Source organism: Bacillus sp. UNC41MFS5, from assembly GCF_000686805.1.
In genome coordinates, this window is sequence record NZ_JMLP01000010.1 from 1 (window position 1) to 23,614 (window position 23,614).

A 23,614-nucleotide genomic window follows, 5' to 3' on the forward strand; every position below is an offset into this window, starting at 1 on the left:
GAAACTAAAATTTATTGTTTGTTTGCACGATTTTGTTTGTTTAGTTTTCAAAGAACAAGTCTATTAATCTTTCGTCAACCAATCGAGTGATTAGCGACATTTATTATTCTAACATAATAACCAATCATCGTCAACTTCATTTCGAAATAATTTTTAAGGTTTAACTTAGTTATTTCGTTTCAGCGACAATGAATATCATACTATCCTATTAAACATTCGTCAACCACTTCCTTTCAATTTTTTTTAAATAAATTACATGGTTCCGAAGAAATTACTGGACTTGCAATTATCATTATTAATAACATACCTATAGAAAAGATAAATAATTAGGTTTAGATTACTTTTTATAGGAAAAAATACTTTTGTACTTGTGTTTTGCAAAAGGAGATGACATTAAAGTGAGTATGGACTTCATGAAAAAAGAGGATGAAAATGGATTCGTTGCTCCTAGCGAACAAGAGCAATTAAATCAATCGGTTTTGGATGAGAAAATGCCGGAATTTGATGTAATTGGAACAGCTCTGAACGATGTTTAAATGGCAAAAACCCTTTGCAAAAAGAGAAATCCACTCTTTCTGCAAAGGGTTTTTCACCTTTTTATTGCCTTCATAATTACTGCTTCACCTTGAAAAGAGATTACTTGATCATTCTGAATTGACACCTTGAACTTCTCTTTTACTTTTTGAGAGGCGTTTCTAATGTATGCGGATAATTTATCTTTTTCGCTCTCAGGTAAATTCATTCGATTACACCAAGACTCATATTGGAATGTTTTTTCAAAACGATGCATTTCATAAACTTCAAATCCATTTATCTCTAGCATCCGGAGCCATTCACTCTTTTTCCAAGCGCGAAAATGACTGTAGTCCCGCCATTTTTCGACCGAATTATAAAATAAGTCATAGTCATCTTCTTCTGGAACGACATTATCATCAAGTAAAAACTGACCAGATGGCTTTAAAACCCGCTGTACTTCCTCCACAAATTTATTGGCATCTGGGAAATGGTGCGGAGCAATCCGACAGGTGACAATATCAAATATACCATCCGAAAAAGGAAGATTTTCTGCATCTCCTATTTTAAAATCGACATTTAGATGACCATTACCCCGAATGAATTTTTCTGCTGCTTTTAACATTTCAGGTGTTAAATCTAATGCAGTGACTTTCTTTAGCAAAGGAGCAAACGCATTAGCTGTATGTCCTCCGCCAGTGGCAATATCAAGTAATTCTTCATCGCCAGTAATTGTCGCCAATTGCACAAGTTTTTTTAAGTCATTCCCATCTTTATGGATTGGACTACTTACATAGGAATCTGCACTTTTTCCAAACTGTTGTTTTACATCTTTTTTACTGTCCATGTCAATTCCCCTCTCCGTAACTTATCTATATCTAACTATAATGCAGCTACTTCATAAAGAAAATGACAGGTGTTTTATGATTTACAATAAGAAAAACTAATCGTTTTGAATCAATTGATTTCCAATAAGATTGGACAGTGGTCGCTTCCCATTACATTACAATGGATGTCCACATTCTTAAGTCGCTCTCGTAACTTTTCAGATACGATAAAATAGTCAATTCTCCAGCCAATATTTCTTTCCCGAACTTTAGCCATATAAGACCACCAAGTATAAGAACCCTCTTGATTGGGATGAAAATGACGGTAGCTGTCAATAAATCCCTCAGCAAGTAAAGAAGTCATTTTTCCACGTTCTTCTTCCGTAAAGCCAGAATTGCCTAGATTTGATTTAGGATTGCGCAAATCAATTTCCTGATGAGCAACATTCAAGTCGCCGCATAGGACCACTGGTTTCAGTTGATCTAATTCCTTCAAATGGAGAAGAATCCGATCCTCCCAATCCAACCGAAAGTTAATTCGAGCTAAATCTCTTTGTGAATTTGGGGTATAAACATTGACTAAGAAAAAATCATCAAATTCTAAGGTAAGTATTCTTCCTTCGTCTTCAGAATCATCTGTCCCGACTCCATACCGAACAGAAAACGGCTTGTTTTTTGTAAAAACAGCAGTGCCGGAGTATCCTTTTTTGATCGCATAGTTCCAATATTGGTGATAACCATCCAACTCCAGATTAATTTGCCCTTCTTGCAGTTTCGTTTCCTGCACACAAAAGATATCTGCATTTACTTCCTGAAAATATTCCAAAAACCCTTTTTTAACACACGCTCTAAGCCCATTGACATTCCATGATACTAATTTCATTTTTAACTATTCCTTCTCCCTTGCTTACTAATTATTTTTTTCTTTTTGATAGGAGACATTTTATCAGTAATGGTGCAATAGTGAAAGTAGAATGAATGCGAAAGAAAAGGCAGTGGTTAACTGCCCTTTTTTAATGGTATAAAGTATTTTTCTGCTGCTTTGCCGGAAAACAAGTTAGAAGCTGGGACAATTTTTATATTTCGTTTTTCGAATTCGTCCATCGATTGAATGACTCCTATTGAACATACTTTTCCGGTTATACCCACATGTCCAATCGCAATTCCTGTACCTTTAATTTCAGTAACCTTCGCTAGTCTCATCATTTGTTTGTACACATGTGAAGAGGAGGATATGTCGTCTAAAAATACATCTCTTTTAAGGAGTGGAACACCTAGCTCTTTAGCTATTTTCGGGAATTTTGTATTTGGACTCGTAGCACTATCGATGATATATAATCTATTTTTCTTAGCCACCTCAACGATTGCGCGAACAATGGATTCATTTTCAACGGCAAGAGAACCCATATGGTTATTGATCCCTACTGCATACGGAACATCCTTTATTGCATCCTCGACAATTTGTTTTACTTCTGCAGGTGAAAGATCATTCGTAATCGGTCTTGGCCCAAGCCAGGATCTTTTTCCTCTTTTCGGTTCCATCGATAAATGAATCATCACTTCGATTCCGAATTTATGTGCCCATTTAGCATGTTCTTTCGAGTGTTCGGTAAATGGCATGACTGCAGCAGTAATCGGTATATCCCCTTCAAGGAAGTCCCGTACCCCGCCTGTCCCGCCGCCAAAATCATCAATGACAATTGCTGCCTTCAAATTTTTGGCTTCCGTCTTTTCGGCATTAGCCTTTAGTTGTAATGAAAAAAACAGGAATGGAATAAGTATGAAAACGATTTTTTTCATAAATGACCCCCAAATTGATATTTGAGGTTAATTTGCCCTATCCAATCATAAATTAGACAAAAAAAAAAGAGAGCAAAGCTGCTCTCCCTTCTAAGGATTACTCCTCATCAAAAACTTTTACCTCTTTCATTTTGTCACCATTTTTCATTTTAAGAGCAGTCTCAAGTCCTGATGTCACTTGACCAAAAACGGTGTGAACACCATTTAAATGTGGTTGTGATTCATGAACGATGAAGAACTGGCTGCCGCCTGTATTTCTACCCGCATGCGCCATTGATAAGGAACCTGGAACATGCTTGTGAGGGTTTCCTTCTGTTTCACAATTAATTGTGTAGCCTGGGCCACCCATCCCAGTTCCCGTAGGATCCCCTCCTTGGCTTACAAAGCCAGGGATGACACGATGGAAAACCACGCCATTGTAAAAACCTTCATTCGCTAATTTTTCAAAATTCGCTACTGTACCAGGAGCTTCATTAGGGTAAAATTCAAGCTCCAGCTTTTCTCCATTTTCCATTACTATGTATCCTTTTTTAGCCATTAGAAAAACACTCCTTTATGTAAAAATCATTTTTATCATACACTTTTCAAAGAAGAAAAGAAAGTTTGCCACTCCAATTTTCTTCGATTGGTATATTTCTGCCACGTTCGTGATACTATAATAGTACCCCTTCCGAACATTCGCTTGTTGCGGGACACTTAACCACTGTACGGACGGAAGGGGCAAGGTGTAACTAATGGTTACATCGCAAAAGCCGAGATGAAAATCTCGGCTTTTTGTATGTTAACCTTTTCGTTTCGCCATCCAGCTGTAAAATGAATAAATAAAGGATAAAAATAGCAGGTACCCAAAAAACGAATAAAGGTGTTTCCAGTTCTCTGCGTGTTCAAACCATCCCACCACTTCCGCTAATCTTTCAAATATGGGCACTAAAAGACTGATGAACAAGATCAAGCCTGCCTTCCCCCATTTATTCAATTGGTCCATAACCCGAAGGAAAACGAACATCAACACTGGCAACACCACAAGTGTAAACCCAATATTAATAGAGAAAACGTTTGGGACTGGCCGCATTGGAAACTTATAAATATGTTTACCCACGAAATATAGATCTAAATATGTCGCAAGCAAGGTTGCTAAAAACACCGCTGCAAATGATGGGTTAGTCCAAAATCGATAGGGCTTTCTTCGCGATGGCTGCGAGTTCGAGTCGTTCAAGTGTTTTACAGTATTCATTTATTATCTCCCCGTCCATTTTTTCATGGTCCTCTATTAAATAATCCACCACACCAACTTCTTTAAACCAGTCCCCTTTTTCAGCCTCCGTTTGACTGACATTCTTCCAAGCGTACTCAAGGGCTGGACTATATATTTTTCTTGCCCGCGGCCTAAGCTGACAGGCTTTTAAACGTGTTTGATAGGCAAAGCCTGGGATTCCTTCGTTAACGTTATTAAAAATATGCGGCCAGTAATCCTTCCTTGACCCTGTATGGGGATGGGTTTTTGCCCAATCTAATACATGTTTTAACCGCTCCTTGTTTTTAAAAAGGATTGTATATAATCTTTTTCCTAGTAGAATACGCTCATGTAATGATTCAAACTGATGCAGTGTTTGCCCAGCAAGGTTCCTTTTTCCATAGGGAAAAAGAATATGGTTAAACGAAAGCAGATCTTGGAGGATATATTCAAATTTATTTAACACCTCCTTTTGGTAAAGCGGATTTTGAACCACTCTTTTCTCCAAATAACTTTGTTCATTGATAACTAGGGCTATGGCAAGTATATAGGTTTCTTGCGTGAGCCAAAATTGGTTCCAAATCGTTTCCATAAAGGTAGAAATGTTGAGATAAGAACCTAAATAGAATAATGGCTTACCATGCCTTACGCTTTCCTGATACAGCAAAAATTGCGGGTATGCATCTTGGAAAATCAGCCAATTTCCTCGCTCTAAAAAGGCAAAAAACGATTCTCTATCTTTTTTTAGTAACAAACGCGTAAGAAATTCTCCTTTTAAGTCGGTCATATTCCAACCGCCATTGCGAGAGACCATATGTCCAAGGAATGCCCAATGGATTTCAGGATGAAGAATATAAAATTCTAAGTAGGCCTTTGTTCTTGTGACATTATTTATGTTATGTTCTGCAGTCTTTATCCTTATTTGCTCTAAAAGCGTTCCTTCTGCTTTTGTTAGTTTTGGCGGCAAACTTGCTTGTTTGATCTTATTATTTAGTTCTGCTCGGATCAAATCCAATGTAGTTCTTTCGCGATTTCTCGTAAAAAATATGGCACATGACCTCCTTTACGAATTCTCCTTCCACCAATGGAATATGTATGAATGAGAATATTTTACTGGGAGAGGGATGAGAAATACTTATGATCAATACTAGCAAGGGTATCGATTGGCTTATTAATAGGCTTCGAGCAGACCAATCTCCCGATGGATCATGGAATTACCCCTTTGAAACAGGATTGTCAACAGATGCTTATATGATCATTTTATTGCGGACATTGGAATTAAATGATGAAGAATTAATTCGAGGCTTGGTGGCGAGGATTTTTAGTAAACAAGAGAAGAATGGGGCTTGGAAACTTTTCTATGATGAGGGCGATGGCAACTTGTCTGCCACCGTGGAAGCTTATTACGCATTGTTGTATTCAGGATATGCCAAGAAGGATGACAAGCGTTTGCGGGCAGCGAAAAAATTTATCTTATCCAAAGGCGGCTTAGAAGAAATAAGTATCTTTACCAAAGTGATGCTTTCTTTAACAGGTCAATATATTTGGCCAGATTTTTCTCCTCTTCCCATTGAATTTATACTCCTACCACATTATTTTCCAATTAATTTTTATTCCTTTTCTGTCTTTGGGCGAGCCAATCTAACGCCAATTATTCTTCTTGCCGATAAAAAGTTTTTTATCAAGACATCAATGAGCCCTAATCTTTCGGAACTATATTTACACCGGCAGCAGGAAAATCTCTGGTTTCGCTCCTCAGAATATCGTTCCCTGCTTTCTTTAATTAAGGATGGAGTTAAAAGATTAATGGGCTTACCTGAACAGCTCCATCAGTTAGCGGTCGAGCGGGCTAAGAGGTACATGCTGGAGCATCTCGAACCCGACGGAACTTTTTATAGTTATTTCAGTTGCACCTTTTTAATGATATTTGCCCTGCTGTCCCATGGGTATAAGAAAACTGATCCCGTAATCACAAAGGCTGTGCACGGATTACTTGCCATGAAATGCGATATCAACGGCCATCCCCATATGCAGTACACAACAGCGAATGTCTGGAATACCTCTTTGATTGGTTATGCTCTGCAGTGGGCTGGGATTGCCACAGATGATCCAATGGTGATCAAGGCAAATCAATATCTATTAAACCGGCAGCATCATAAATTTGGTGATTGGGTCATTCATAATCCAAAGACTATGCCCGGAGGATGGGGATTTTCCGATGTCAATACAATGAATCCAGATGTGGACGATACAACAGCTTCACTCCGGTCTATTTCAAGAATGAATCCTCTTGAAAGACAGGCCTGGGACCGAGGCCTTAACTGGCTTTTATCGATGCAAAATGACGACGGCGGCTGGGGGGCGTTTGAAAGAAATACCGATACAAAGTTATTCGAATTCCTCCCTATTGAAAAAGGTGAATTTTTGCTAACAGATCCATCTTGTGCTGACATTACGGGGCGAACGCTAGAGTTTTTGGGGAATTACACGAATCTATCTAGTGACCATAAAGCAATCCATAAAGGGGTGGAATGGCTTTTAAGTAATCAATTGAAGGATGGTTCTTGGTATGGGAGATGGGGGATTTGTTATCTTTATGGAACATGGGGGGCAATTACAGGGTTATTAGCCACCGGGATTCCTTATAATCATTCAGCTGTCCAAAGGTCCGTGAAGTGGTTACATTCTGTCCAAAATACGGATGGCGGCTGGGGTGAGTCATGCCGTAGTGATAGTGAAAAATCCTATGTGCCATTAGGAGCTAGCACCTTAACGCACACTGCCTGGGCACTCGATGCATTGATCACTGCTTCAGAAGAACCCACCTCACAAATCAGAAACGGAATCACTTATTTATTAACTTCGCTTGAAAAAGAAGATTGGACTACTGCTTACCCGAAGGGGCAAGGAATGGCCGGAGGTTTTTACATTCACTATCACAGCTATCGCTATCTTTTTCCTCTTATCGCCTTGTCCCACTTTAAGAATAAATTCGAAGCATAAAAAAACATCGCCGGGGAGCAGCATTACCCGACGATGTTTTATTCTGATACGAGAGGGACTAGCCCTTTATAGATTTCGATAATTTCTTCCATCTTCATTCGAACCAGACCACTTGAAGATGGTGCAACGAAATCAACAACCCCAGGAACAATGCCAGTGGTTTGCCTTCCCCACTGAATTACTTTTAACCCACTATATTGCTGATAGACTCCTTTTCCAACAAAGCAGACTACCTTTGGTTTAAACTGTTCGATCTTCATCTTTAAGATCTCACTTCCCTTCGTATACTCTCCTTTGGTAATTTCATCCGCTGCCTTTGTCGGCCTTTCAACAATATTAGTAGATCCAAATCCTAAATCTAATAGCTTCGCATCTTCCATTGCTTCATATTTCCGTGGTGTTAACCCTGATTCGTACAATATCTTCCAAAAACGATTGTTTGGACTTGCATAATGATGCCCAAGTTCACTAGAGCGAATGCTTGGATTAAAACCAACAAATAAAACCTTTAAATTTTCCTTGAGCAGATCTCTGAGAGGTTCCATCGTATATCTCCTTATTTACTAGCCTTTTTATACTTACTCATCTTCCCCCTAATATGTAAAATTTACTTTATTACATTCTGCTCAATATTCCTAGTGGTAATCAGACTTGCCAATAGTCCCACTATTGCAACGATAACAAGCGAATAAAAAAGTTTCACATCTTGTAGCAGGAACAAACCGGTAATAATTATGACAGCATCCATCACAAACATAATCAACCCAACATTCACTCTAGACCATTTTGCGATGAGCAATGCCAGCAGGTCCATTCCCCCTGGACTTATATGATTACGGAGCATCACCCCAACCCCACTCCCAATGATTACAGCTCCAATAATCACACTGCTAAGGATGGACATATGAAACATTCCATTCAATGGCACTAGCAATTCAATCATAATACCAGAACAGATCGCTCCCATCACACCGTTAAAAAAATACACGGGATCTGATTTAAAGGCAAACATGTAAACAGGAATATTTAGTAATATAAAAGTCATTCCTACTTTAAAACCCAAAATATATTTTAGCAGCAAGCTGATGCCTAAAAATCCTCCATTAATGATATGCAAAGGAAGAATAAACCCATTAATCCCAATCCCTATCATCGTGCTCCCGAATCCTATTATCGCCAATTTTTTCAGCATCTGATCATCCCTTGTCCAAATTCTTTATTACCACATATATGAAAGAATTAAGGACTTCATTCGGAGCGATTCACATCAGATTGCAAAAAAGGAGCCCCATCGGACTCCATTTTAGGCTATTGCTGTTCGATTTTCTTTTGATTTTCGTGCTTGTTTTACTAGAGATACTAGAATCGTTAAAATAGGTAAAATCCATAAAAAAAGCGCAAACGGCAGATATGCCATTATTGGTATCCCGACGATGGTACTGCACATGATGGCAAGAACACTCCACGGTACTAACCCAGGAAACAACATGGTTGAATCCCCCATAACTCGAGCTAACTCTTCTTTTCCATAAGTATTAGACCAATGCGGCAGGAAGGATCTGCCGGTGAGAATAATCGGCAGCGTTTGATTTGCTGCGATTAAGGTGATCAAAAATGTCGCCAGCAGTGTTTTTAGAGTGTCGCCCGTTAGAGTGCGAGATGATTGTAACCATCTATCTAAATAGGGCTGAATGACATTCATTTCTTCCAAAAGTCCATTATATGCACCTGCTAAGGCTAGAAATAAGAGTAATTCATACATATGAAGGAACCCGCCGCCTAGACCCTCAATTCCATGCCACAAGGAGAAAACGAGTTTTGGCCATGAAGTTCCACTGAAAAGGGCGATAGCTGAGGCTGATAGAATACTAGTTAAAAATGCATAAACGATACTAATTCTTAATAGGACAAAGGTAATTAAAATAAGTGGCGGGATAAATTTAATGACTGAAAGATCATTCCAACTTACGAGTTGCTGTTTAGTACCAGCCGTTCCTGAGACCAGATAGTCCGCCACTCCATAAAAGCAAAAGCATAGAAAAATAGCCATTAACGTAGTAAAAAGCATCGCTTTCCATTGTCTTTTTACTGGCAATTCAACCGTATGTGACAGAAGTTGATGGGCGCTTGAAAATGGCGAAGTTCTGTCTCCTACAAATGCACCTGAAACCAAGGCGCCCGCCACCATTTCGACGGGAAGTTCGAGGACGATGGCCGTCCCAATAATTGGTATCCCAATTGCGCTTAATGTCCCGACCGTTGTTCCAAGCAGCATGGAGAAAACCATGGCACAGAGAAAGGATAAGACAAAAAAATGATTTGGAACAATAAAATGCAGAGCAATTTCCACCATCTGCTGAATAGTCCCTGCTAAATACCAAGACGGCAGTAAAAAACTCACTAAGAATAGGATTAGGATGACGATTCTAGTTTTGTTCACACCCAAAATACTGATATGTAGAATCTGTTTTAAACGTAATTTTTTTCTCGTAGCCAACCATGCTAATACAAGGTAGCCAGGGAAAAATCCTATGACAAGCGGGTAATGAAAGATGACTGACCAAACCACCCCTGTCAAGGTAACGATTAAAAGGAGCGATACTTGCTTTAAAGAAAAATTAATATCCATATAACCCATCCTTTGTTGAAGAAACATCTCTAATTATAAGGAAAAGTACCCCTTACGAAAAGCAATTTCTACCACTAAAAAAAGAAGCCGCAAACATGCGACTCCCTTGTAGTTCCCCAATGGCTGAAGGGGAGCTATTTCTTTTTAGATGATCTCTTCTAGCTCTTGATAGAGACGGTCACGGTTATTTTCCCTCTCCTCTAATTCAAGATAAATTTTTTGCAGCAATTCAAGTTCACTTTCATCACCCAGTTTTTGTTTTAAAAGCTGAATTTCCGCTTCAATTTGTTCAATTTTTTCCTCAATCAATGTTGCCCCAACTTCTTCCACCTTTGATGCTTTCGGTGGGGAAATTTTAGTCAACGCTGGCCTTTCCGGCTGTATTATCTCGATTGTTTCTTCCAATTTGCCCTTTGCCCAATCATAATTCCCATCGAAATAGTAAACAGTCCCATTCTGGAGCCAGTATATTTTATTAAACAGTTTATTGAGAAAATAGCGGTCATGGGACACAGCTAAAATGGTGCCATTAAACTGTTCTAGCGCTTCCTCTAACACCTCACAAGAATCAATATCGAGATGATTGGTCGGTTCATCCAGAATCAAAAGATTAATATCCTGGTACATCAACTGGGCAAGTCTGAGTCTCATTCTCTCCCCGCCGCTCAATTGACTTACCTTCCGAAAAACGGCTGGTCCGTAAAATAAAAACCGAGCTAAAATATGTCGAGCCTCTCCTTCATTGACAACTATCTCAGACCGAAAGACGTCAATCAGCTGTTGATCACCAATATTCGTAAAGACTTGCTGTGACAGGTATCCGACCTTCACATTGCTGCCAACCTTGACAACACCTTTATCTGGCTCCATTTCCTTCAGAATCATTTTTAAAAGTGTGGATTTACCGGTACCATTTTCCCCGACAATTGCGGTGCGGTCCTTATATTGTACGAGCATGTTTACCTGGTCAAACAAGATCTTGCTTCCAAAACTTTTTGCAACGTCCTCCATGACGATCACATCTTTACCGCTTCGATCATGGGCTTCAAAATCAATCGCCATTTTTTTGACATCTATCTTTGGGCGATCCAGTTTTTCAATTCGATCCAATGCCCTCTGCATATTGGTAGCCCGTTTATGAAGAGCAGCACTTGGTGGATTGGAGCGGTTTGCCCAGTCGCGGAGGCGCTTAATTGCCTCTTTCATTTTTTTCATTTTCTTCTGTTGTTCTTGATATTCCTGAAATTCTCTTAAGAGCCGCTCTTCCTTCTCTTTTACATACCCACTGAAATTCGTATGGTACAGATCAATTTCTCCATCTTCCATTTCCAGCACTTTCGTGACCACTTCATCTAAAAAGTAACGGTCATGTGAGATGAGAATAATCGTTCCTGAATAATCCTTAAGAAAGGCACCCAGCCATTCAATCGCCTTCATATCTAAATGGTTGGTCGGTTCGTCGAGCAACAAAAGTTCGGGGTTTTTCAATAAACTCAATCCCAATCCAACTTTTGTTTTCTCCCCGCCGCTTAATGATGAAAAGGTTTTATCAAGCAGGTCGGTAATATTTAACCCGTTTGCAATCCGGTCCAATTGGGCATCCATTTCATAGCCGCCATTTAAGATAAATTCATCTTGAAGCTTTCCATATTGATCCATTAATCTTTGTAAGTCACCTGGAGCAATTTCCTGTCCCATTTCAACCTCTAATTGCTGAAGTTTCGTTTCAGTTGCGATTAATTGCTCAAAGGCTGTTTTTAATACTTCTTTACCTGTCAACTCTTTAAAATCAGGAATCTGAGCCAAATAGCCAATTTTTAGACCTTTTTTCTTATGAATAACCCCTTCATCGACCGTTTCTTGATTTGCTAAAAGCTTTAATAGCGTTGTTTTACCGCCGCCATTACGGCCGACAAGGCCAACCCGGTTTCCTTCCTGTACTTCGAAGGATAGATCTTTAAAAATTATATTTCCGCCAAATGATTTGGTAATATGGTTTACACTGCAAATGATCATGTTCATTCTCCTTATTAATAAAAAATTATGATGAACACTCTCTTTTTATATAAAAAAAACCGCAGGCATCTTTTACGACCCGCGGCTGTTAAAATTGGGCATGAAAAAAGAGTGCAAATTGGCGCACTCTCTTCAAAGCCTATTTTTAGTGGGTAAAGAGATGTGTTATCGTTCCATATTCATTTTGTAATTTTGAAAAAAGGGCAGACTACCCCCTTTGAAAATTACACCATGAAAAATTGCACGATAAATATTGAGTGCTTCCAGCCAAAGTAACCGTGCAAAAATAGAACGTTTCATCTCTTCTCCACCTCCGTTTCAAATTAGTTATTTTCATTGTAAATAGTTCTGATACCGATTGCAAGCCTATTTTTTCTGACTAATCTAAAGTTTGGGAATTCGCCAACCCCTTTTAATGAAGGTACTTTTTACGAGATCCCAGTCTCCTGCGGTAAACAAACTTTCTAAAGTCATCTTCCTTTAGATTACCATCGTAGATCAAAAATAATAATGATTGATACTCTGGATACCGTTCCATGACGAAAAGGGCGAACTCCTTCCGTTCGCCCTTTTGCATCAATTTAAACTCTTCCTGGTTAATAATATCTTCAATCTTCTTTTCATAATAGGCTTTCGTATCTTCCCATTTTTCCTTGCGATTCTCCAATACATCTCGGGCATACTCAGGCAATTTCTCAATCACAAGATCAATATAGCCTTCTGACCACATAATCATTTTATCCTTTTCAGGAAGTTCAAAAACCATATGCATTAGTTCAATATCATCTACTTTATCATTCGCTGCAAATTTCCCGACCCGATTCATCTTGTTATTCACCTCATGACCCTTAGGTTAGACTTCTTCTAAGGTATTCTCAATATCATAACTCTTCTTCTTTTTCTCTAGCCATGTTGTATACTCAGAATCAATTTTCTGATTTAGTAATGTTTCTTTTATTTTAGTCTTACTGTCATTATAATTTGCTGCTTTTGCCTTCTTTTTAGCCTCTACTTTAATAATATGGTACCCATACTCTGTCTTTACTGGCTTACTAATTTCTCCAACGGCGAGACCAAATGCTGCATCATCAAATTCTGTGACCATGGTTCCTTTTGCAAAATATCCAAGGTCGCCACCGGAATCCTTCGTACTCTCATCCGTTGAATATTCTTTCGCTAACTTTGCAAAATCACCGCCATCGTTTAACTTTTCTATGACCTCATTCGCAGTTTTCTCATCAGCAACTAGAATATGACTTGCTTTAATTTGCTCGGCTTGGGCAAATGTATCTTTGTTTTCATCAAAATAAGTCTTCATTTCCTCATCGGTAATACTAATTTCCGGCTCCAGTAATTTTTTAATCGTCAAATAATTTTTTAAATCTTGTTTTAGGTATGCTAAAGAAGTATTGTTGGTTTCAAGTGCTTGATTAAAGGCTTCTTCTCCACCATAAGATGCTTTTAAAGTTTCGATTTCTTGATTCAGTTCACTATCTTTAACGCTAACTTTTTGTTTTTTAGCTTCTGCAGCCACAATTTTTTCGCTAATCATTTTGTCCATAGTAGCAGAACCGTATTGTTTGACCATTTCGCTATATAACTCGTCTTTACTAATTGTCTTACCATTAAACGTTGCGACCGTATCCTCCTTTTTAAGAATGAAGCTTAGTAAAATTACCGACGATACAATAAGTACTGATAGGATTATTACCATTATTTTATTTTGTTTTAATAACGACATTTTTCTTGATACTCCCTCCAATTAATCCGCAAGTTTCACATTTACAGTGATTTGTTTTCCATCGCGGTAAACTCCAAATTTTATTTCATCACCCTTGCTTACTTTGGTATATAAATATTTACGTAAATCTGAGGAACTGGTAATTTCTGTTCCATTCATAGAAACAATAATATCCTTTACTTGCAGTCCAGCGTTCGCAGCCGTAGAATTGGCTTCAATATTTGTGAGCATGACACCTTTTGTTGTGCTCGGCAGGTTTTGCCAATACATTTGTGCCACTTGATCAAGATCGGCAAGTCCTACTCCAAGATATGGACGGTCGATTTTTCCATTCTTAATTAATTCATTTACAATGGGAATTAGGTCATTACTTGGAATCGCAAAGCCTAACCCTTCGACACCACTTTCAGAAATTTTTAAACTATTGATTCCAATCACTTGTCCTTGTGGGTTAATTAAGGCACCCCCGCTGTTCCCAGGATTGATTGCTGCATCGGTTTGAATAACATTGGTATCCCAATTTCCTGCAGAGGTTGTAATGGCAATGCTTCGATTGGTTGCACTGACAATTCCTTGTGTAACCGTCCTTGAAAGATCTAGTCCAAGCGGGTTTCCGATAGCATAAACCTGGTCTCCTGGACGAAGTGTCGACGAATCACCAAAATCTGCCGTTGCCGTTACGTATTTAGCGTCAATTTTTAAAACAGCGAGATCCGTTAAAGCATCAGTGCCAACCACTTCAGCCGTTGCTTTTTCACCGTCATACAAAGATACTTCAAGTTTCGTTGCCCCTTCTACCACGTGGTTATTGGTAACAATATAGGCAGTACCATTGTTTTTTTGAAAAATAACCCCCGATCCCGAACCGCTTTCCACATTTTGCGAAGAGTTGGAATTACCATAAAAATTATTTTGTTGTTGCTGATAATTCACGATTCCTACAATCGCCTTCGATACCTTTTCCACCGTATCCGCAATTGAATTAGAAGATGCAGCCGTTGGCTGCGCCACTACAGGTTTGACCGCAGTTCCTTGTTGAGAACTAATTGCTTCTTGAGACTCCACTTTCGGGAAATGATCTTTTATGTAGTCTGTATGTGGTAAAATCGCTAATGTCAAGACAGACCCAATTACCCCTGCTGCAAGTGTGGAGGCAAATCCTTTTACGTTTCGTTTTTTCTTATTCAGTTGATCCCCCTGATTGTTGGTACGCGTTTGTTCCATTCCTGGTGTTACTGTTGCTTTCGTTGTAGGTTCGAATTCAGGTTGTTTTTCTTGTTCCTCACGATTCCCAAAATCGTTTGTTTCCACTGTGAAGGTTGCATCGACTGCATAGGAATTTTCTTTAGAATGGTTGATTTTAATTGATTCCTCTGATTGTTCTTCTGCTTTTGTAATTTCTGTTAAGTCAGATGTATTTGGTTGATTTTTATCGAATTCATTATCATTTTTATAATCCATTTCATTCAATCTCCTTTAAGCATGTTTTATCTTGTCTTTACTTTACCTCGCAAATCTTAAGAAATTATTAACAAACTATAACGGCTTTTAGAAATATCTACGAATTTTTATCGTTATTGAACAAAAAAGCTGCAGGCACCAGCCCGCAGCTTCTCGCAATTTTTATAGTTTAATGACGAATTTTGTTCCTTTTCCCGCTTCACTGAAAACATTAATTTCCCCATGATGAAGGAGGACTAATTGCTTAACAATCGATAACCCTAACCCAAATTCACCATATGGGTTACTGGTCCTGGAAATATCAGCCTTATAGAATCGGCGCCAGATGTTTTCTATCTCACTCGGATCGATACCAATCCCTGTGTCCTCCACTTCTATAATCGTCGACTGGCCCTCTGTTTTTCCTCTAAGCCAAATCGTCCCGTTCGTGGTAAATTGAATGCTATTTTTGGTAATATTTATTAATATTTGAATCAGTCGGTCATAGTCAGCATTAACCATAACATCTGGTTCTGCCTCAATCAAAATCTGATTATTTTTTTCCTCTGCCTGCAGCATTAATTGATCTTGAATAATCTCAAGTGCCTCGAGGAGCTGTATATCTTCTCTGTATAACTGAATTTGATTGGAGCGTATTTTGTCATAATCCAAGTTTTCATTGACAAGGCGAATAAGTCTTTTTGCTTCTTGACTTACAAGATTGATTCCTCGTTCTTTATCTTCCTCAGGAATCATATCATTTTTCAAGCCTTCGATAACTCCGCTTATTGTCGTTAATGGCGTCCGCATTTCATGGGAAACATCCGATAAAAATTGTCTTCGTCTATTTTCTAGACTTTCAATTTCCTCCATCGAGGTATTAATTTTATCGACCATGTGATTAAAATCGTTTGCTAATTCACCAATCTCATCAAAATTAGAAGATGCAACGTGGACATGATAATTTCCCGCTGAGACAAGTGAGGTTGCTTCACGAAGACGTTTAATCCTGTGCACATGAATCCTCGATAGAAACCAACTAAGCAGAAAGGAAACAACAAGAGCAATAAGAATGGCGTACATAATATACTGATTGACGCGATGAACCATGGCACTTGATCCGCTAATCGGTGAGGTTAAAAGAATTCCACCTATAAACGTTCCGTTATTAAGATACGGTAAAACAACAAAGGTAACTCCTTCTTGACCGAACCTTTTAAAATCACTATTTACCACAAGAGTTCGACCTTTAGAAATCCGATCCCAATCCTTGTCAGACAAACCTCTAATAGCTGGACCCTGTTTTCCAACCGCGTATAATTTTCCATATTGATCAAATATACTAAAGCTCATTTTTCTTGTTGTTAACACCGAACTATAGCGATTAATAATTTGGTCCGCCGCTTGCGGAGTTTCATCAATCTCGGAGAGTATAGCCTTTCCGTAAGAAATCAACTCATTTGCTTTATTTTCATAGACCAAATTTTCAACATAATTGCTAAACAACAAACTTAATACTAAGAAAGCAACAATAATAATACTGATATGACTGAAAAATTGTTGGTAAATGTATCTAAACTTCATCCGTTTTGATTGACTCATCAAACTTATACCCTACCCCCCATACCGTATGGAAGAATGGCTGCGCGGTTGTTTCAACTTTTTTTCGAAGTCGTTTAATATGGACATCCACCGTTCGTTCGTCCCCATAAAACTGATAGCCCCACACTCGTTCCAGTAGTTGCTCCCTTGAGAATACTTGGCGGGGATGTTCAACCATATAGTAAAGTAAATCAAACTCTTTCGGTGTTAAGTTTGTGACCGGGGTACCGTCAACGATCACTTCACGTGTATTTTTGCTAATTTTAAAATGTTCTGTCTGAAGGAAATCGTCACTATCCTTAGGTACTTGGGTTTGGAACCGACGTGTTACTGCCTTAATTCTTGCCATCAATGTCAGCGGACTGAATGGCTTGGTCACATAATCATCCGCTCCCATTTCAAGACCAAGCACCTGGTCGGACTCACTGTCTTTGGCTGTTAACATGATAATTGGAACCGTATAATTTTCTTGGCGAATTTTACGGCAGATGGTTACTCCGTCCATACCTGGGAGCATCCAATCGATAATAGCCGCATCCCATGTCCCTTCTTTAATGCGGTTGTAGCCTTCGAGTCCGTCATTCACAAACTCCCCATTTATCCCTTCTTTGGCAAAAAACATTTCAATCATGGAACAGACACTTTTATTATCTTCGATCACTAATATTCTCAAAATAATTCAACTCCTACTGATACCTAAAGTGTTCTTTTTATTAGTTTATCTCAAAATTTAAGCATATCAACAATAAATACAATTCTTCTTCACTAATTAATAGTTTGTTCATAGTTTATTAATGTTTCTCCACAAAAAAGAGGCTTGAATCACTTCAAGACCTCTTTAAATGCTAATTAACTTTACGGTTCTAGAATTAACTTCCCTTGTGTTTTCCTAGATTGCAGGAGGGTATGGACCTTTGCAGCTTCCTCTAATGGGAATACCCCGCCAATAGTGAGTTTTAATTTTCCAGTACCGAGGTATGTAAACAACTCGACCAAACTTGGCTGAAGTAATTCGGGCTTTCTCATAATCTGTGGCAAGAAAAAGCCGATCACTGATTGATTTCTAGCCATCAAAGACGACGGATAAAATCTGCTTTGTTCTCCGCTTGCTGCTCCAAACACAACAAGACGTCCAAACGTAGCCAAGCATTTGACCGTCTTATGGAAAATATCACCACCTACCATTTCAAGGGCAACATTTACCCCTTTGCCGCCTGTTGCTTCAAGAACCTCCTGTTCCCAGTCTGTCTCTGTATAGTTAATTAGGACATCTGCACCCATTTCCCGTGCCAATGCTAATTTTTCATCTGAACTGGCTGTTGCAATAACCTTGCCTGCTCCGAACAACTTGGCGAGTTGGACAGCAATTGTTCCTACTCCGCCAGCAGCTGCATGCACCAGCACGCTTTCGCCCTTTTCTAACCGGCCCATTGTTTTTAAAATATGGTAAGCACTTAAGCCTTGAAGCGGCAGGGCAGCAGCCGTCTTGAAATCTAATTGTTCTGGCAGTGGAATCAGTACACGCTCATCGGCTAATGCATAATCAGCATATCCTCCTGATTCTATTAAGGTCACAATTCTTGCCCCGGGTTTCACTTTCGTTACTTGTTCACCTACGGCAGCAACAATTCCTGCAATTTCGGCACCTGGAATGAAAGGCAGCGGTGTTTTGACAACATACTGCCCTTCTCTCCTTGCTGTGTCCGCATAGTTGACCCCAATCGCTTTGATTTCAATTAAGACTTCATGACCGGTTGGGACTGGCTTTTCCATTTCGACTACATGTAATACTTCGGGTCCGCCATATTCTGTTAATCGGATTGCTTTCATGATTGTCATCTCCTATTTTCCTTTAAATACTGGTTTTCTCTTTTTCTTAAAAGCCGTAATACCTTCTTTGTGATCAGCCGTTTGCACCATTAATGTCTGAATCAACCGCTCTTGCTCCAGAATATCCTCAAGTGTTGAGGTAAACGATTGGTCAATTAATTTCTTTTGTTTTCCGTAAGCTTTTCCAGGCCCATGAGCCAATTTTAACGCAAACTTCGTTGTTTCTTCCTGAAGTTTTTCTAATGGTACTAAATAATTCAGTACTCCGAGTTGATAGAGTCGCTCTGCAGGAATCGGCTCTGCCGTAAAGAAGAATTGTTTTGCTAAATGCGGGCCAATTAATCTTGGTAGTAAATAAGAGCCACCGCCATCGGAGATTAAACCTACTTGGGAAAAGCTGAGTGCAAACTTGCTATCCTCAGCAGCAACGATTAAGTCACAAGCTAGGACTAAATTAAAACCTGCCCCTGCTGCAAACCCGTGGACAGCGGCAATAATCGGCTTTTCTATGTCTTTCATTAACAAGATGAGTTCATTCAGTTTTCCGATATGGTCGTAAACTTGACCAGAATCTGCTTGACCCATGGTTTTCACGTCACCGCCCGCACTAAAGGAACGGCCCGCTCCTGATAACACAATCACTTGAATATCTTCATCAGTTTGGGCGTTAATAAGCGCATCCTTTAATCCTAAAATCATCTCAGGGCTAAACGCATTAAGACTTTCTGGACGGTTTAATGTCAAAGACAAGACCGGACCTAATTTTTCAACTAACAAATGTCCTTGGCTCATATTCATCTTCCTTTCATCTTCCTTTCATCTTTACTTCCATAATCGATTTATACAGAAATGGTTTCGACCACGACTTTTCCTTCCTGTAAAATCGGGACAATCGCTGTTATGCCCTTAGAAGCAGCTATCCTTAAGTCCTGCTGTTGGTCATATTTAGCAAGCAGTTTGCCAACATAGGAATCTAGTAAAATTTCATATGCATCCGTTTGGCCCCGATAGAAATATAAGGCCGATTTCGCCGCATCTGTTAATTCATAATCACAATTTTTCACTAAGCAATCAATTAAGTGACCAGCCCCATAGGTTTGGCGTCCAGTTCCCCAGCCAGAATATATTCATCTTGTTGGTACAGTTTTGCCTGTTCGATGGCTTCATTGCTGTGCAAGACTGGAATCACTTCCTTTGCGCCATCTTTTAAAGCCGAAACAATTGTCGTAGTAGCCAGTAGAATATCTAAGACCACCGCTATTTTATTCCCATCCGCCATTTTCTCTTCGCGGATGTCCTCTTTCTTCATGAGAAGGTGAATCTTCGTCATTCCCACCCAGCTCCCTTTTAAAACCTCTCATCTGCAACATTAGCAGCATGTTGAATTAAATTTTTCACGAAATAATTAAAATCGGCAAAACGAGTATCTGATGTTTGACCTTTCTTATAGCGGTAATAGATTTGTTGACCTATAACTGCTAGTTTAAAATAAGCAAACGTTAGGTAAAAATTGAAATTAGTAACATCCCTGCCGCTCTTTTTTGCATAGAGTTCGATGAATTCTTTCCTTGTCAAAAACCCTTCATGGACGGCCGTAACCGGTGCCTTCCCTAACCCATTAATCAACAGTTTCGAATCATTGCTTTGATTCCAATACCCCATCGCTACACCAAGGTCTGCAAGCGGATCGCCGACAGTGGTCATTTCCCAATCAAACAAACCGACCATTTCCGTGAAACTTTGATTAAACATGGCATTGTTGAATTTATAATCGTAATGAATAATTGTAGACTCATGGATTTTGGGAGTATGATCCAGCAGCCATTTCTTCAAAGGTTCAAGACAATCGATTTCATCCGTTTTTGCCCGTTCATAGCGCCCAATCCAGCCATGGACCTGCCTTTCCATAAACCCATCCGGCTTAGCTATAGCAGCCAGACCTGTCTGTTTGTAGTCAATTGCATGTAATTCGACAAGCTGCTCGACCATTACTTCCGATAACCGTCGACAGAGATCATCCGATATTGAAATCTCCTTAGGAAAAGAAGTATCGATTACGATTCCATTTTTTCTTTCCATTAGGAAAAAGGGACCGCCAACAATTTTTTCATTATTGGAAAACAAATAGGGCTTTGGAGCAACGGGAAAAATCGGGTGCAATTCAGAAAGAATTTTATATTCCCTCTCCATATCGTGCGCTTTTGGAGCTACAGGACCTAGAGGCGGACGTCGTAATACAGCTTCCCACTTCTCTTTTTTGATTTGATACGTCAGATTAGAATGACCGGCGGAAAACTGTAAAATTTCAAGTGGTCCAACGGGCAGGTTTTCGATGGTTTCTTGTAAAAACGTATCAAGGACAGACAGATTTAATTCCTCTCCTTTACGGACAGGGATGGTATCTTTACTCATTTGATGGGGCACCGTATTCCTCCTCTCAAACTTGAAAAATCCGAAACCATACTAACCGGTTAGTATTCACTTAATAAAGGGAGGAAGTAATCATCCAAATCCCCCTCTATACCTTTTTTCTTCAATTGTCTTTAATTCCCTTTAAGATCATTTCGACAAAAATCTCCGCAACTTCCTCGTCCGTGCATTTTCCATCAGGATTAAACCATTGGTAACTCCAATTGGTAATACCAAGAATCCCCATCGTAATGATTGGGGCATTTAAATCAGGCCGAAATTCCCCTTTTTCCATTCCGGCACGAATGAGTCCTTCAATGTTTAGTCGGAATTGGTCTCTTTTTTGTTCAATTAATTTAAGATGCTCGGTACTTAAATTATTCATTTCCCGAAAGAAAATTTTAGCTGCTGCACCTTGGGTTGTTATATTCGTAATTAGCATATAAACATTCGCAGATAATTTTTCCTTGAATGATTTTGAAGTGTCATTTAATATATGCTCCTGGTTATAAAGTAAACCATCGATATAACCAAGGTGGATATCCATTAGTAATTCTTCCTTACTCGAAAAGTAATAGTAGAATGTACCCTTTGTTACACCAAGTGAATCAACGACGTCTTGAATGGACGTTTCAGTAAAACCTTTTTTTTCAAATAGACTGATGCTTTGTGCTGTAATTTTTCCCTTCACATTATGTCCTCGCATTCTCTAATATGTCTAATGAGAATTATATCATATTCAATAATGCCCCTTAAGCACTAACGAGGATTTCGACCATCTAAATAACAATACCACCCGCACCTCCGGTAATGACCGCTGTTTTTCCTACTAATTTCATAGTTCCCCAGCCCTTCTATTCTATTGATATTTCCTCAATTCAAGTTTAGCTAACTGAGCACGGTGAACTTCATCAGGTCCATCTGCTAATCGTAATGTTCTTGCATTGGCCCATTGTGCCGCGAGTGTGAAATCGTTAGATACTCCAGCCGCCCCAAAAGCTTGAATCGCACGGTCAATAACACGTAATGCCATTGAAGGGGCAACGACCTTAATCATCGCTATCTCTGTCTTTGCTTCCTTATTTCCGACGGTATCCATCATATAGGCAGCCTTTAAGGTGAGTAGTCTTGCTTGCTCAATTTCGATTCTGGAATCAGCAATCCATTCTTGTATGACTCCTTGGCTCGCTAAAGTTTTTCCAAATGCGGTCCGACTCTGAACGCGCTTACATAATTCTTCTAAAGCTCGTTCTGCAGCACCTATCAATCTCATACAATGATGTATTCGTCCTGGGCCTAATCTGCCTTGGGCGATTGCGAACCCTTTACCTTCTCCCCAAAGAATGTTTTCAGCAGGTACGCGTACATTTTCATACGTAACTTCTCCATGTCCATGCGGGGCATGATCATATCCAAAAACCGGGAGCATTCGTTCAATTTTCACACCTGGAGAATCTAGTGGAACGAGAATCATCGATTGCTGTTCATGACGGTTCGCCGCAGAATCTGTTTTTCCCATGACAATCGCTATCTTACAACGAGGATCCCCTGCACCTGATGACCACCACTTCCGACCATTAATGATGTATTCGTCCCCATCTCTTTCGATACTGGCTTCAATATTGGTTGCATCGGCAGAAGCAACAGCTGGTTCTGTCATCGAAAAGCACGAACGAATTTCACCTGCCAATAGGGGCTTTAACCACTGTTCTTTATGTCTTTCTGTCCCATAGCGGACGATAACTTCCATATTACCGGTATCAGGAGCACTACAGTTAAATACCTCTGGTCCTATTAACGACTGACCCATAATTTCACATAATGGGGCATATTCTTGATTAGTTAATCCGGCCCCATATTCACTTTCTGGTAAAAATAAATTCCAAAGACCTTCTGCTTTTGCCTTTTCTTTGAGTTCCTCCATAATGGGTGGAACGGCACTCCAACGGCTGTCTTGTTCGTTTAATTGTTGCTCGTAAATACGCTCATTAGGATAAACATTTGCTTCCATAAAGGCAGTTAATTTTTCCTGCAACTCTTTCACTCTTTGAGAATATGAAAAATCCAATATTTCCACGCCCTTTCTCATACTAACCAGTTGGTATGTTCTCCTGCTAATTATACCTATAAATATTAAATATTCAAATTAAATTCTAAATATTCTTTTAATTAGTTCCATGTAAGGATTCAAAAAATAGGTGGAATCATAGATGAGAGGAGCAGGCCAGAAAGATTCATTCGTTTTCATCATGCTGTTAATTAACAATTCCTGGCCATAGCAGTTAAAACCTTTTTGTAAATGATCTCTTTTGCTTGTTCATTACTTCATACGACTTTTCAATGATATCTGTTAGTACATCTCCTTTATAAATTCGACCAAGCTTCAATCCTTGTTGGTAATATTCGACAATTTCATCTAGCAACTGCGAAGTTTCTTTTGTAATTCTTACATTTAATTGAATTCTTTCGTTTTCAGACATGTTATTCACTCCTATGTATTCATTAGCAATCTGCTATCACTTTTCTATCTTACTGTTATCATCTATCAATATACTATATTTCAACAAATT

26 protein-coding genes are annotated in these 23,614 nt (G+C 39.1%); 2 read left to right on the plus strand and 24 right to left on the minus strand.

Annotated features, from left to right (window positions below):
• Positions 1-404: 404 nt before the first annotated feature.
• A complete protein-coding gene (locus BR30_RS38335; protein ID WP_269320594.1) occupies positions 405-536 on the plus strand; it encodes a hypothetical protein in 132 nt (43 codons plus the stop codon).
• Positions 537-589: 53 nt separating this feature from the next.
• On the opposite strand, the gene BR30_RS0102735 is transcribed toward BR30_RS38335, so the two are convergent.
• The 6 genes from BR30_RS0102735 to BR30_RS0102760 all read right to left on the minus strand — a co-directional run bounded on the left by BR30_RS0102735 (position 590) and on the right by BR30_RS0102760 (position 5,389).
• Positions 590-1,360, minus strand: coding sequence for a class I SAM-dependent methyltransferase (locus BR30_RS0102735; protein WP_026563649.1), 771 nt, complete (start codon positions 1,358-1,360; stop codon positions 590-592).
• Positions 1,361-1,470: 110 nt separating this feature from the next.
• Positions 1,471-2,223 carry an exodeoxyribonuclease III gene (locus BR30_RS0102740; protein WP_026563650.1) on the minus strand — a complete coding sequence of 251 codons (753 nt, stop codon included), beginning with the start codon at positions 2,221-2,223 and terminating at the stop codon, positions 1,471-1,473.
• 116 nt (positions 2,224-2,339) lie between these two features.
• Positions 2,340-3,140, minus strand: coding sequence for a divergent polysaccharide deacetylase family protein (locus tag BR30_RS0102745; RefSeq protein ID WP_026563651.1), 801 nt, complete (start codon positions 3,138-3,140; stop codon positions 2,340-2,342).
• Positions 3,141-3,237: 97 nt separating this feature from the next.
• On the minus strand, positions 3,238-3,678 hold the full coding sequence (locus BR30_RS0102750) for a peptidylprolyl isomerase (RefSeq protein WP_026563652.1): 441 nt from the start codon (positions 3,676-3,678) through the stop codon (positions 3,238-3,240).
• Positions 3,679-3,921: 243 nt separating this feature from the next.
• Positions 3,922-4,374 carry a CBO0543 family protein gene (locus BR30_RS0102755; protein ID WP_026563653.1) on the minus strand — a complete coding sequence of 151 codons (453 nt, stop codon included), beginning with the start codon at positions 4,372-4,374 and terminating at the stop codon, positions 3,922-3,924.
• Complete coding sequence (locus BR30_RS0102760) at positions 4,301-5,389, minus strand: DUF2515 domain-containing protein (RefSeq protein WP_231507614.1); 1,089 nt, start codon at positions 5,387-5,389, stop codon at positions 4,301-4,303. The genes BR30_RS0102755 and BR30_RS0102760 overlap by 74 nt, the downstream gene beginning before the upstream one ends.
• Before the next feature lie 122 nt (positions 5,390-5,511).
• Here BR30_RS0102760 and shc point away from each other — a divergent pair, with 122 nt between their 5' ends.
• Positions 5,512-7,377, plus strand: coding sequence for a squalene--hopene cyclase (shc, locus tag BR30_RS0102765; protein ID WP_035445000.1), 1,866 nt, complete (start codon positions 5,512-5,514; stop codon positions 7,375-7,377).
• A gap of 38 nt (positions 7,378-7,415) precedes the next feature.
• Here shc and BR30_RS0102770 read toward each other — a convergent pair whose 3' ends face one another.
• The 18 genes from BR30_RS0102770 to BR30_RS0102855 form a co-directional block, all read right to left on the minus strand.
• The gene (locus tag BR30_RS0102770) at positions 7,416-7,922 is read right to left on the minus strand and encodes a mismatch-specific DNA-glycosylase (RefSeq protein WP_026563656.1); all 507 of its coding nucleotides are present in this window, start codon (positions 7,920-7,922) and stop codon (positions 7,416-7,418) included.
• A gap of 62 nt (positions 7,923-7,984) precedes the next feature.
• Positions 7,985-8,569, minus strand: a complete 585-nt coding sequence (locus BR30_RS0102775; protein WP_026563657.1) for a YitT family protein — start codon at positions 8,567-8,569, stop codon at positions 7,985-7,987.
• Positions 8,570-8,680: 111 nt separating this feature from the next.
• Positions 8,681-10,006: a Na+/H+ antiporter NhaC family protein gene (locus BR30_RS0102780; protein ID WP_026563658.1), complete on the minus strand. Its 1,326-nt coding sequence runs from the start codon at positions 10,004-10,006 to the stop codon at positions 8,681-8,683.
• A 144-nt stretch (positions 10,007-10,150) separates the two neighbouring features.
• Complete coding sequence (gene abc-f, locus BR30_RS0102785) at positions 10,151-12,022, minus strand: ribosomal protection-like ABC-F family protein (protein ID WP_026563659.1); 1,872 nt, start codon at positions 12,020-12,022, stop codon at positions 10,151-10,153.
• A 165-nt stretch (positions 12,023-12,187) separates the two neighbouring features.
• Entirely contained in the window at positions 12,188-12,322 is a 135-nt protein-coding gene (locus BR30_RS38340) for an RAxF-45 family protein (RefSeq protein ID WP_269320595.1), read from the minus strand.
• A 112-nt stretch (positions 12,323-12,434) separates the two neighbouring features.
• The gene (locus tag BR30_RS0102795) at positions 12,435-12,848 is read right to left on the minus strand and encodes a hypothetical protein (protein ID WP_026563660.1); all 414 of its coding nucleotides are present in this window, start codon (positions 12,846-12,848) and stop codon (positions 12,435-12,437) included.
• 27 nt (positions 12,849-12,875) lie between these two features.
• The gene (locus BR30_RS0102800) at positions 12,876-13,763 is read right to left on the minus strand and encodes a peptidylprolyl isomerase (RefSeq protein WP_026563661.1); all 888 of its coding nucleotides are present in this window, start codon (positions 13,761-13,763) and stop codon (positions 12,876-12,878) included.
• Between the two features lie 21 nt (positions 13,764-13,784).
• Complete coding sequence (locus tag BR30_RS0102805; protein ID WP_081825334.1) at positions 13,785-15,224, minus strand: S1C family serine protease; 1,440 nt, start codon at positions 15,222-15,224, stop codon at positions 13,785-13,787.
• Between the two features lie 162 nt (positions 15,225-15,386).
• Positions 15,387-16,787: a sensor histidine kinase gene (locus tag BR30_RS0102810; RefSeq protein WP_026563663.1), complete on the minus strand. Its 1,401-nt coding sequence runs from the start codon at positions 16,785-16,787 to the stop codon at positions 15,387-15,389.
• Entirely contained in the window at positions 16,777-17,478 is a 702-nt protein-coding gene (locus BR30_RS0102815) for a response regulator transcription factor (protein WP_026563664.1), read from the minus strand. Before BR30_RS0102815 ends, BR30_RS0102810 begins: the two co-directional genes overlap by 11 nt.
• Before the next feature lie 182 nt (positions 17,479-17,660).
• The gene (locus tag BR30_RS0102820; RefSeq protein ID WP_026563665.1) at positions 17,661-18,635 is read right to left on the minus strand and encodes a quinone oxidoreductase family protein; all 975 of its coding nucleotides are present in this window, start codon (positions 18,633-18,635) and stop codon (positions 17,661-17,663) included.
• Between the two features lie 12 nt (positions 18,636-18,647).
• Positions 18,648-19,427: an enoyl-CoA hydratase/isomerase family protein gene (locus BR30_RS0102825; RefSeq protein WP_026563666.1), complete on the minus strand. Its 780-nt coding sequence runs from the start codon at positions 19,425-19,427 to the stop codon at positions 18,648-18,650.
• A gap of 47 nt (positions 19,428-19,474) precedes the next feature.
• Positions 19,475-19,699, minus strand: coding sequence for a 2-phosphosulfolactate phosphatase (locus BR30_RS37640; protein WP_026563667.1), 225 nt, complete (start codon positions 19,697-19,699; stop codon positions 19,475-19,477).
• An 11-nt stretch (positions 19,700-19,710) separates the two neighbouring features.
• Positions 19,711-19,965: a 2-phosphosulfolactate phosphatase gene (locus tag BR30_RS37645; RefSeq protein ID WP_026563668.1), complete on the minus strand. Its 255-nt coding sequence runs from the start codon at positions 19,963-19,965 to the stop codon at positions 19,711-19,713.
• A gap of 17 nt (positions 19,966-19,982) precedes the next feature.
• Entirely contained in the window at positions 19,983-21,047 is a 1,065-nt protein-coding gene (locus BR30_RS0102840; RefSeq protein WP_035445031.1) for a phosphotransferase family protein, read from the minus strand.
• A 121-nt stretch (positions 21,048-21,168) separates the two neighbouring features.
• A complete protein-coding gene (locus tag BR30_RS0102845) occupies positions 21,169-21,735 on the minus strand; it encodes a TetR/AcrR family transcriptional regulator (protein WP_026563670.1) in 567 nt (188 codons plus the stop codon).
• Positions 21,736-21,903: 168 nt separating this feature from the next.
• Complete coding sequence (locus BR30_RS0102850) at positions 21,904-23,112, minus strand: acyl-CoA dehydrogenase (protein WP_026563671.1); 1,209 nt, start codon at positions 23,110-23,112, stop codon at positions 21,904-21,906.
• Between the two features lie 214 nt (positions 23,113-23,326).
• Entirely contained in the window at positions 23,327-23,524 is a 198-nt protein-coding gene (locus BR30_RS0102855; protein WP_026563672.1) for a hypothetical protein, read from the minus strand.
• Positions 23,525-23,614: the final 90 nt, after the last annotated feature.

What these genes read in the sequence shown, in the direction of transcription:
- BR30_RS38335 (WP_269320594.1), top strand. Translation starts at nt 405, where the DNA reads ATGGACTTCATGAAAAAAGAGGATGAAAATGGATTCGTTGCTCCTAGC.
- BR30_RS0102735 (WP_026563649.1), bottom strand. Translation starts at nt 1,360, where the DNA reads ATGGACAGTAAAAAAGATGTAAAACAACAGTTTGGAAAAAGTGCAGAT.
- BR30_RS0102740 (WP_026563650.1), bottom strand. Translation starts at nt 2,223, where the DNA reads ATGAAATTAGTATCATGGAATGTCAATGGGCTTAGAGCGTGTGTTAAA.
- BR30_RS0102745 (WP_026563651.1), bottom strand. Translation starts at nt 3,140, where the DNA reads ATGAAAAAAATCGTTTTCATACTTATTCCATTCCTGTTTTTTTCATTA.
- BR30_RS0102750 (WP_026563652.1), bottom strand. Translation starts at nt 3,678, where the DNA reads ATGGCTAAAAAAGGATACATAGTAATGGAAAATGGAGAAAAGCTGGAG.
- BR30_RS0102755 (WP_026563653.1), bottom strand. Translation starts at nt 4,374, where the DNA reads ATGAATACTGTAAAACACTTGAACGACTCGAACTCGCAGCCATCGCGA.
- shc (WP_035445000.1), top strand. Translation starts at nt 5,512, where the DNA reads ATGATCAATACTAGCAAGGGTATCGATTGGCTTATTAATAGGCTTCGA.
- BR30_RS0102770 (WP_026563656.1), bottom strand. Translation starts at nt 7,922, where the DNA reads ATGGAACCTCTCAGAGATCTGCTCAAGGAAAATTTAAAGGTTTTATTT.
- BR30_RS0102775 (WP_026563657.1), bottom strand. Translation starts at nt 8,569, where the DNA reads ATGCTGAAAAAATTGGCGATAATAGGATTCGGGAGCACGATGATAGGG.
- BR30_RS0102780 (WP_026563658.1), bottom strand. Translation starts at nt 10,006, where the DNA reads ATGGATATTAATTTTTCTTTAAAGCAAGTATCGCTCCTTTTAATCGTT.
- abc-f (WP_026563659.1), bottom strand. Translation starts at nt 12,022, where the DNA reads ATGATCATTTGCAGTGTAAACCATATTACCAAATCATTTGGCGGAAAT.
- BR30_RS38340 (WP_269320595.1), bottom strand. Translation starts at nt 12,322, where the DNA reads ATGAAACGTTCTATTTTTGCACGGTTACTTTGGCTGGAAGCACTCAAT.
- BR30_RS0102795 (WP_026563660.1), bottom strand. Translation starts at nt 12,848, where the DNA reads ATGAATCGGGTCGGGAAATTTGCAGCGAATGATAAAGTAGATGATATT.
- BR30_RS0102800 (WP_026563661.1), bottom strand. Translation starts at nt 13,763, where the DNA reads ATGTCGTTATTAAAACAAAATAAAATAATGGTAATAATCCTATCAGTA.
- BR30_RS0102805 (WP_081825334.1), bottom strand. Translation starts at nt 15,224, where the DNA reads ATGGATTATAAAAATGATAATGAATTCGATAAAAATCAACCAAATACA.
- BR30_RS0102810 (WP_026563663.1), bottom strand. Translation starts at nt 16,787, where the DNA reads ATGAAGTTTAGATACATTTACCAACAATTTTTCAGTCATATCAGTATT.
- BR30_RS0102820 (WP_026563665.1), bottom strand. Translation starts at nt 18,635, where the DNA reads ATGAAAGCAATCCGATTAACAGAATATGGCGGACCCGAAGTATTACAT.
- BR30_RS0102825 (WP_026563666.1), bottom strand. Translation starts at nt 19,427, where the DNA reads ATGAGCCAAGGACATTTGTTAGTTGAAAAATTAGGTCCGGTCTTGTCT.
- BR30_RS37645 (WP_026563668.1), bottom strand. Translation starts at nt 19,965, where the DNA reads ATGACGAAGATTCACCTTCTCATGAAGAAAGAGGACATCCGCGAAGAG.
- BR30_RS0102840 (WP_035445031.1), bottom strand. Translation starts at nt 21,047, where the DNA reads ATGAGTAAAGATACCATCCCTGTCCGTAAAGGAGAGGAATTAAATCTG.
- BR30_RS0102855 (WP_026563672.1), bottom strand. Translation starts at nt 23,524, where the DNA reads ATGTCTGAAAACGAAAGAATTCAATTAAATGTAAGAATTACAAAAGAA.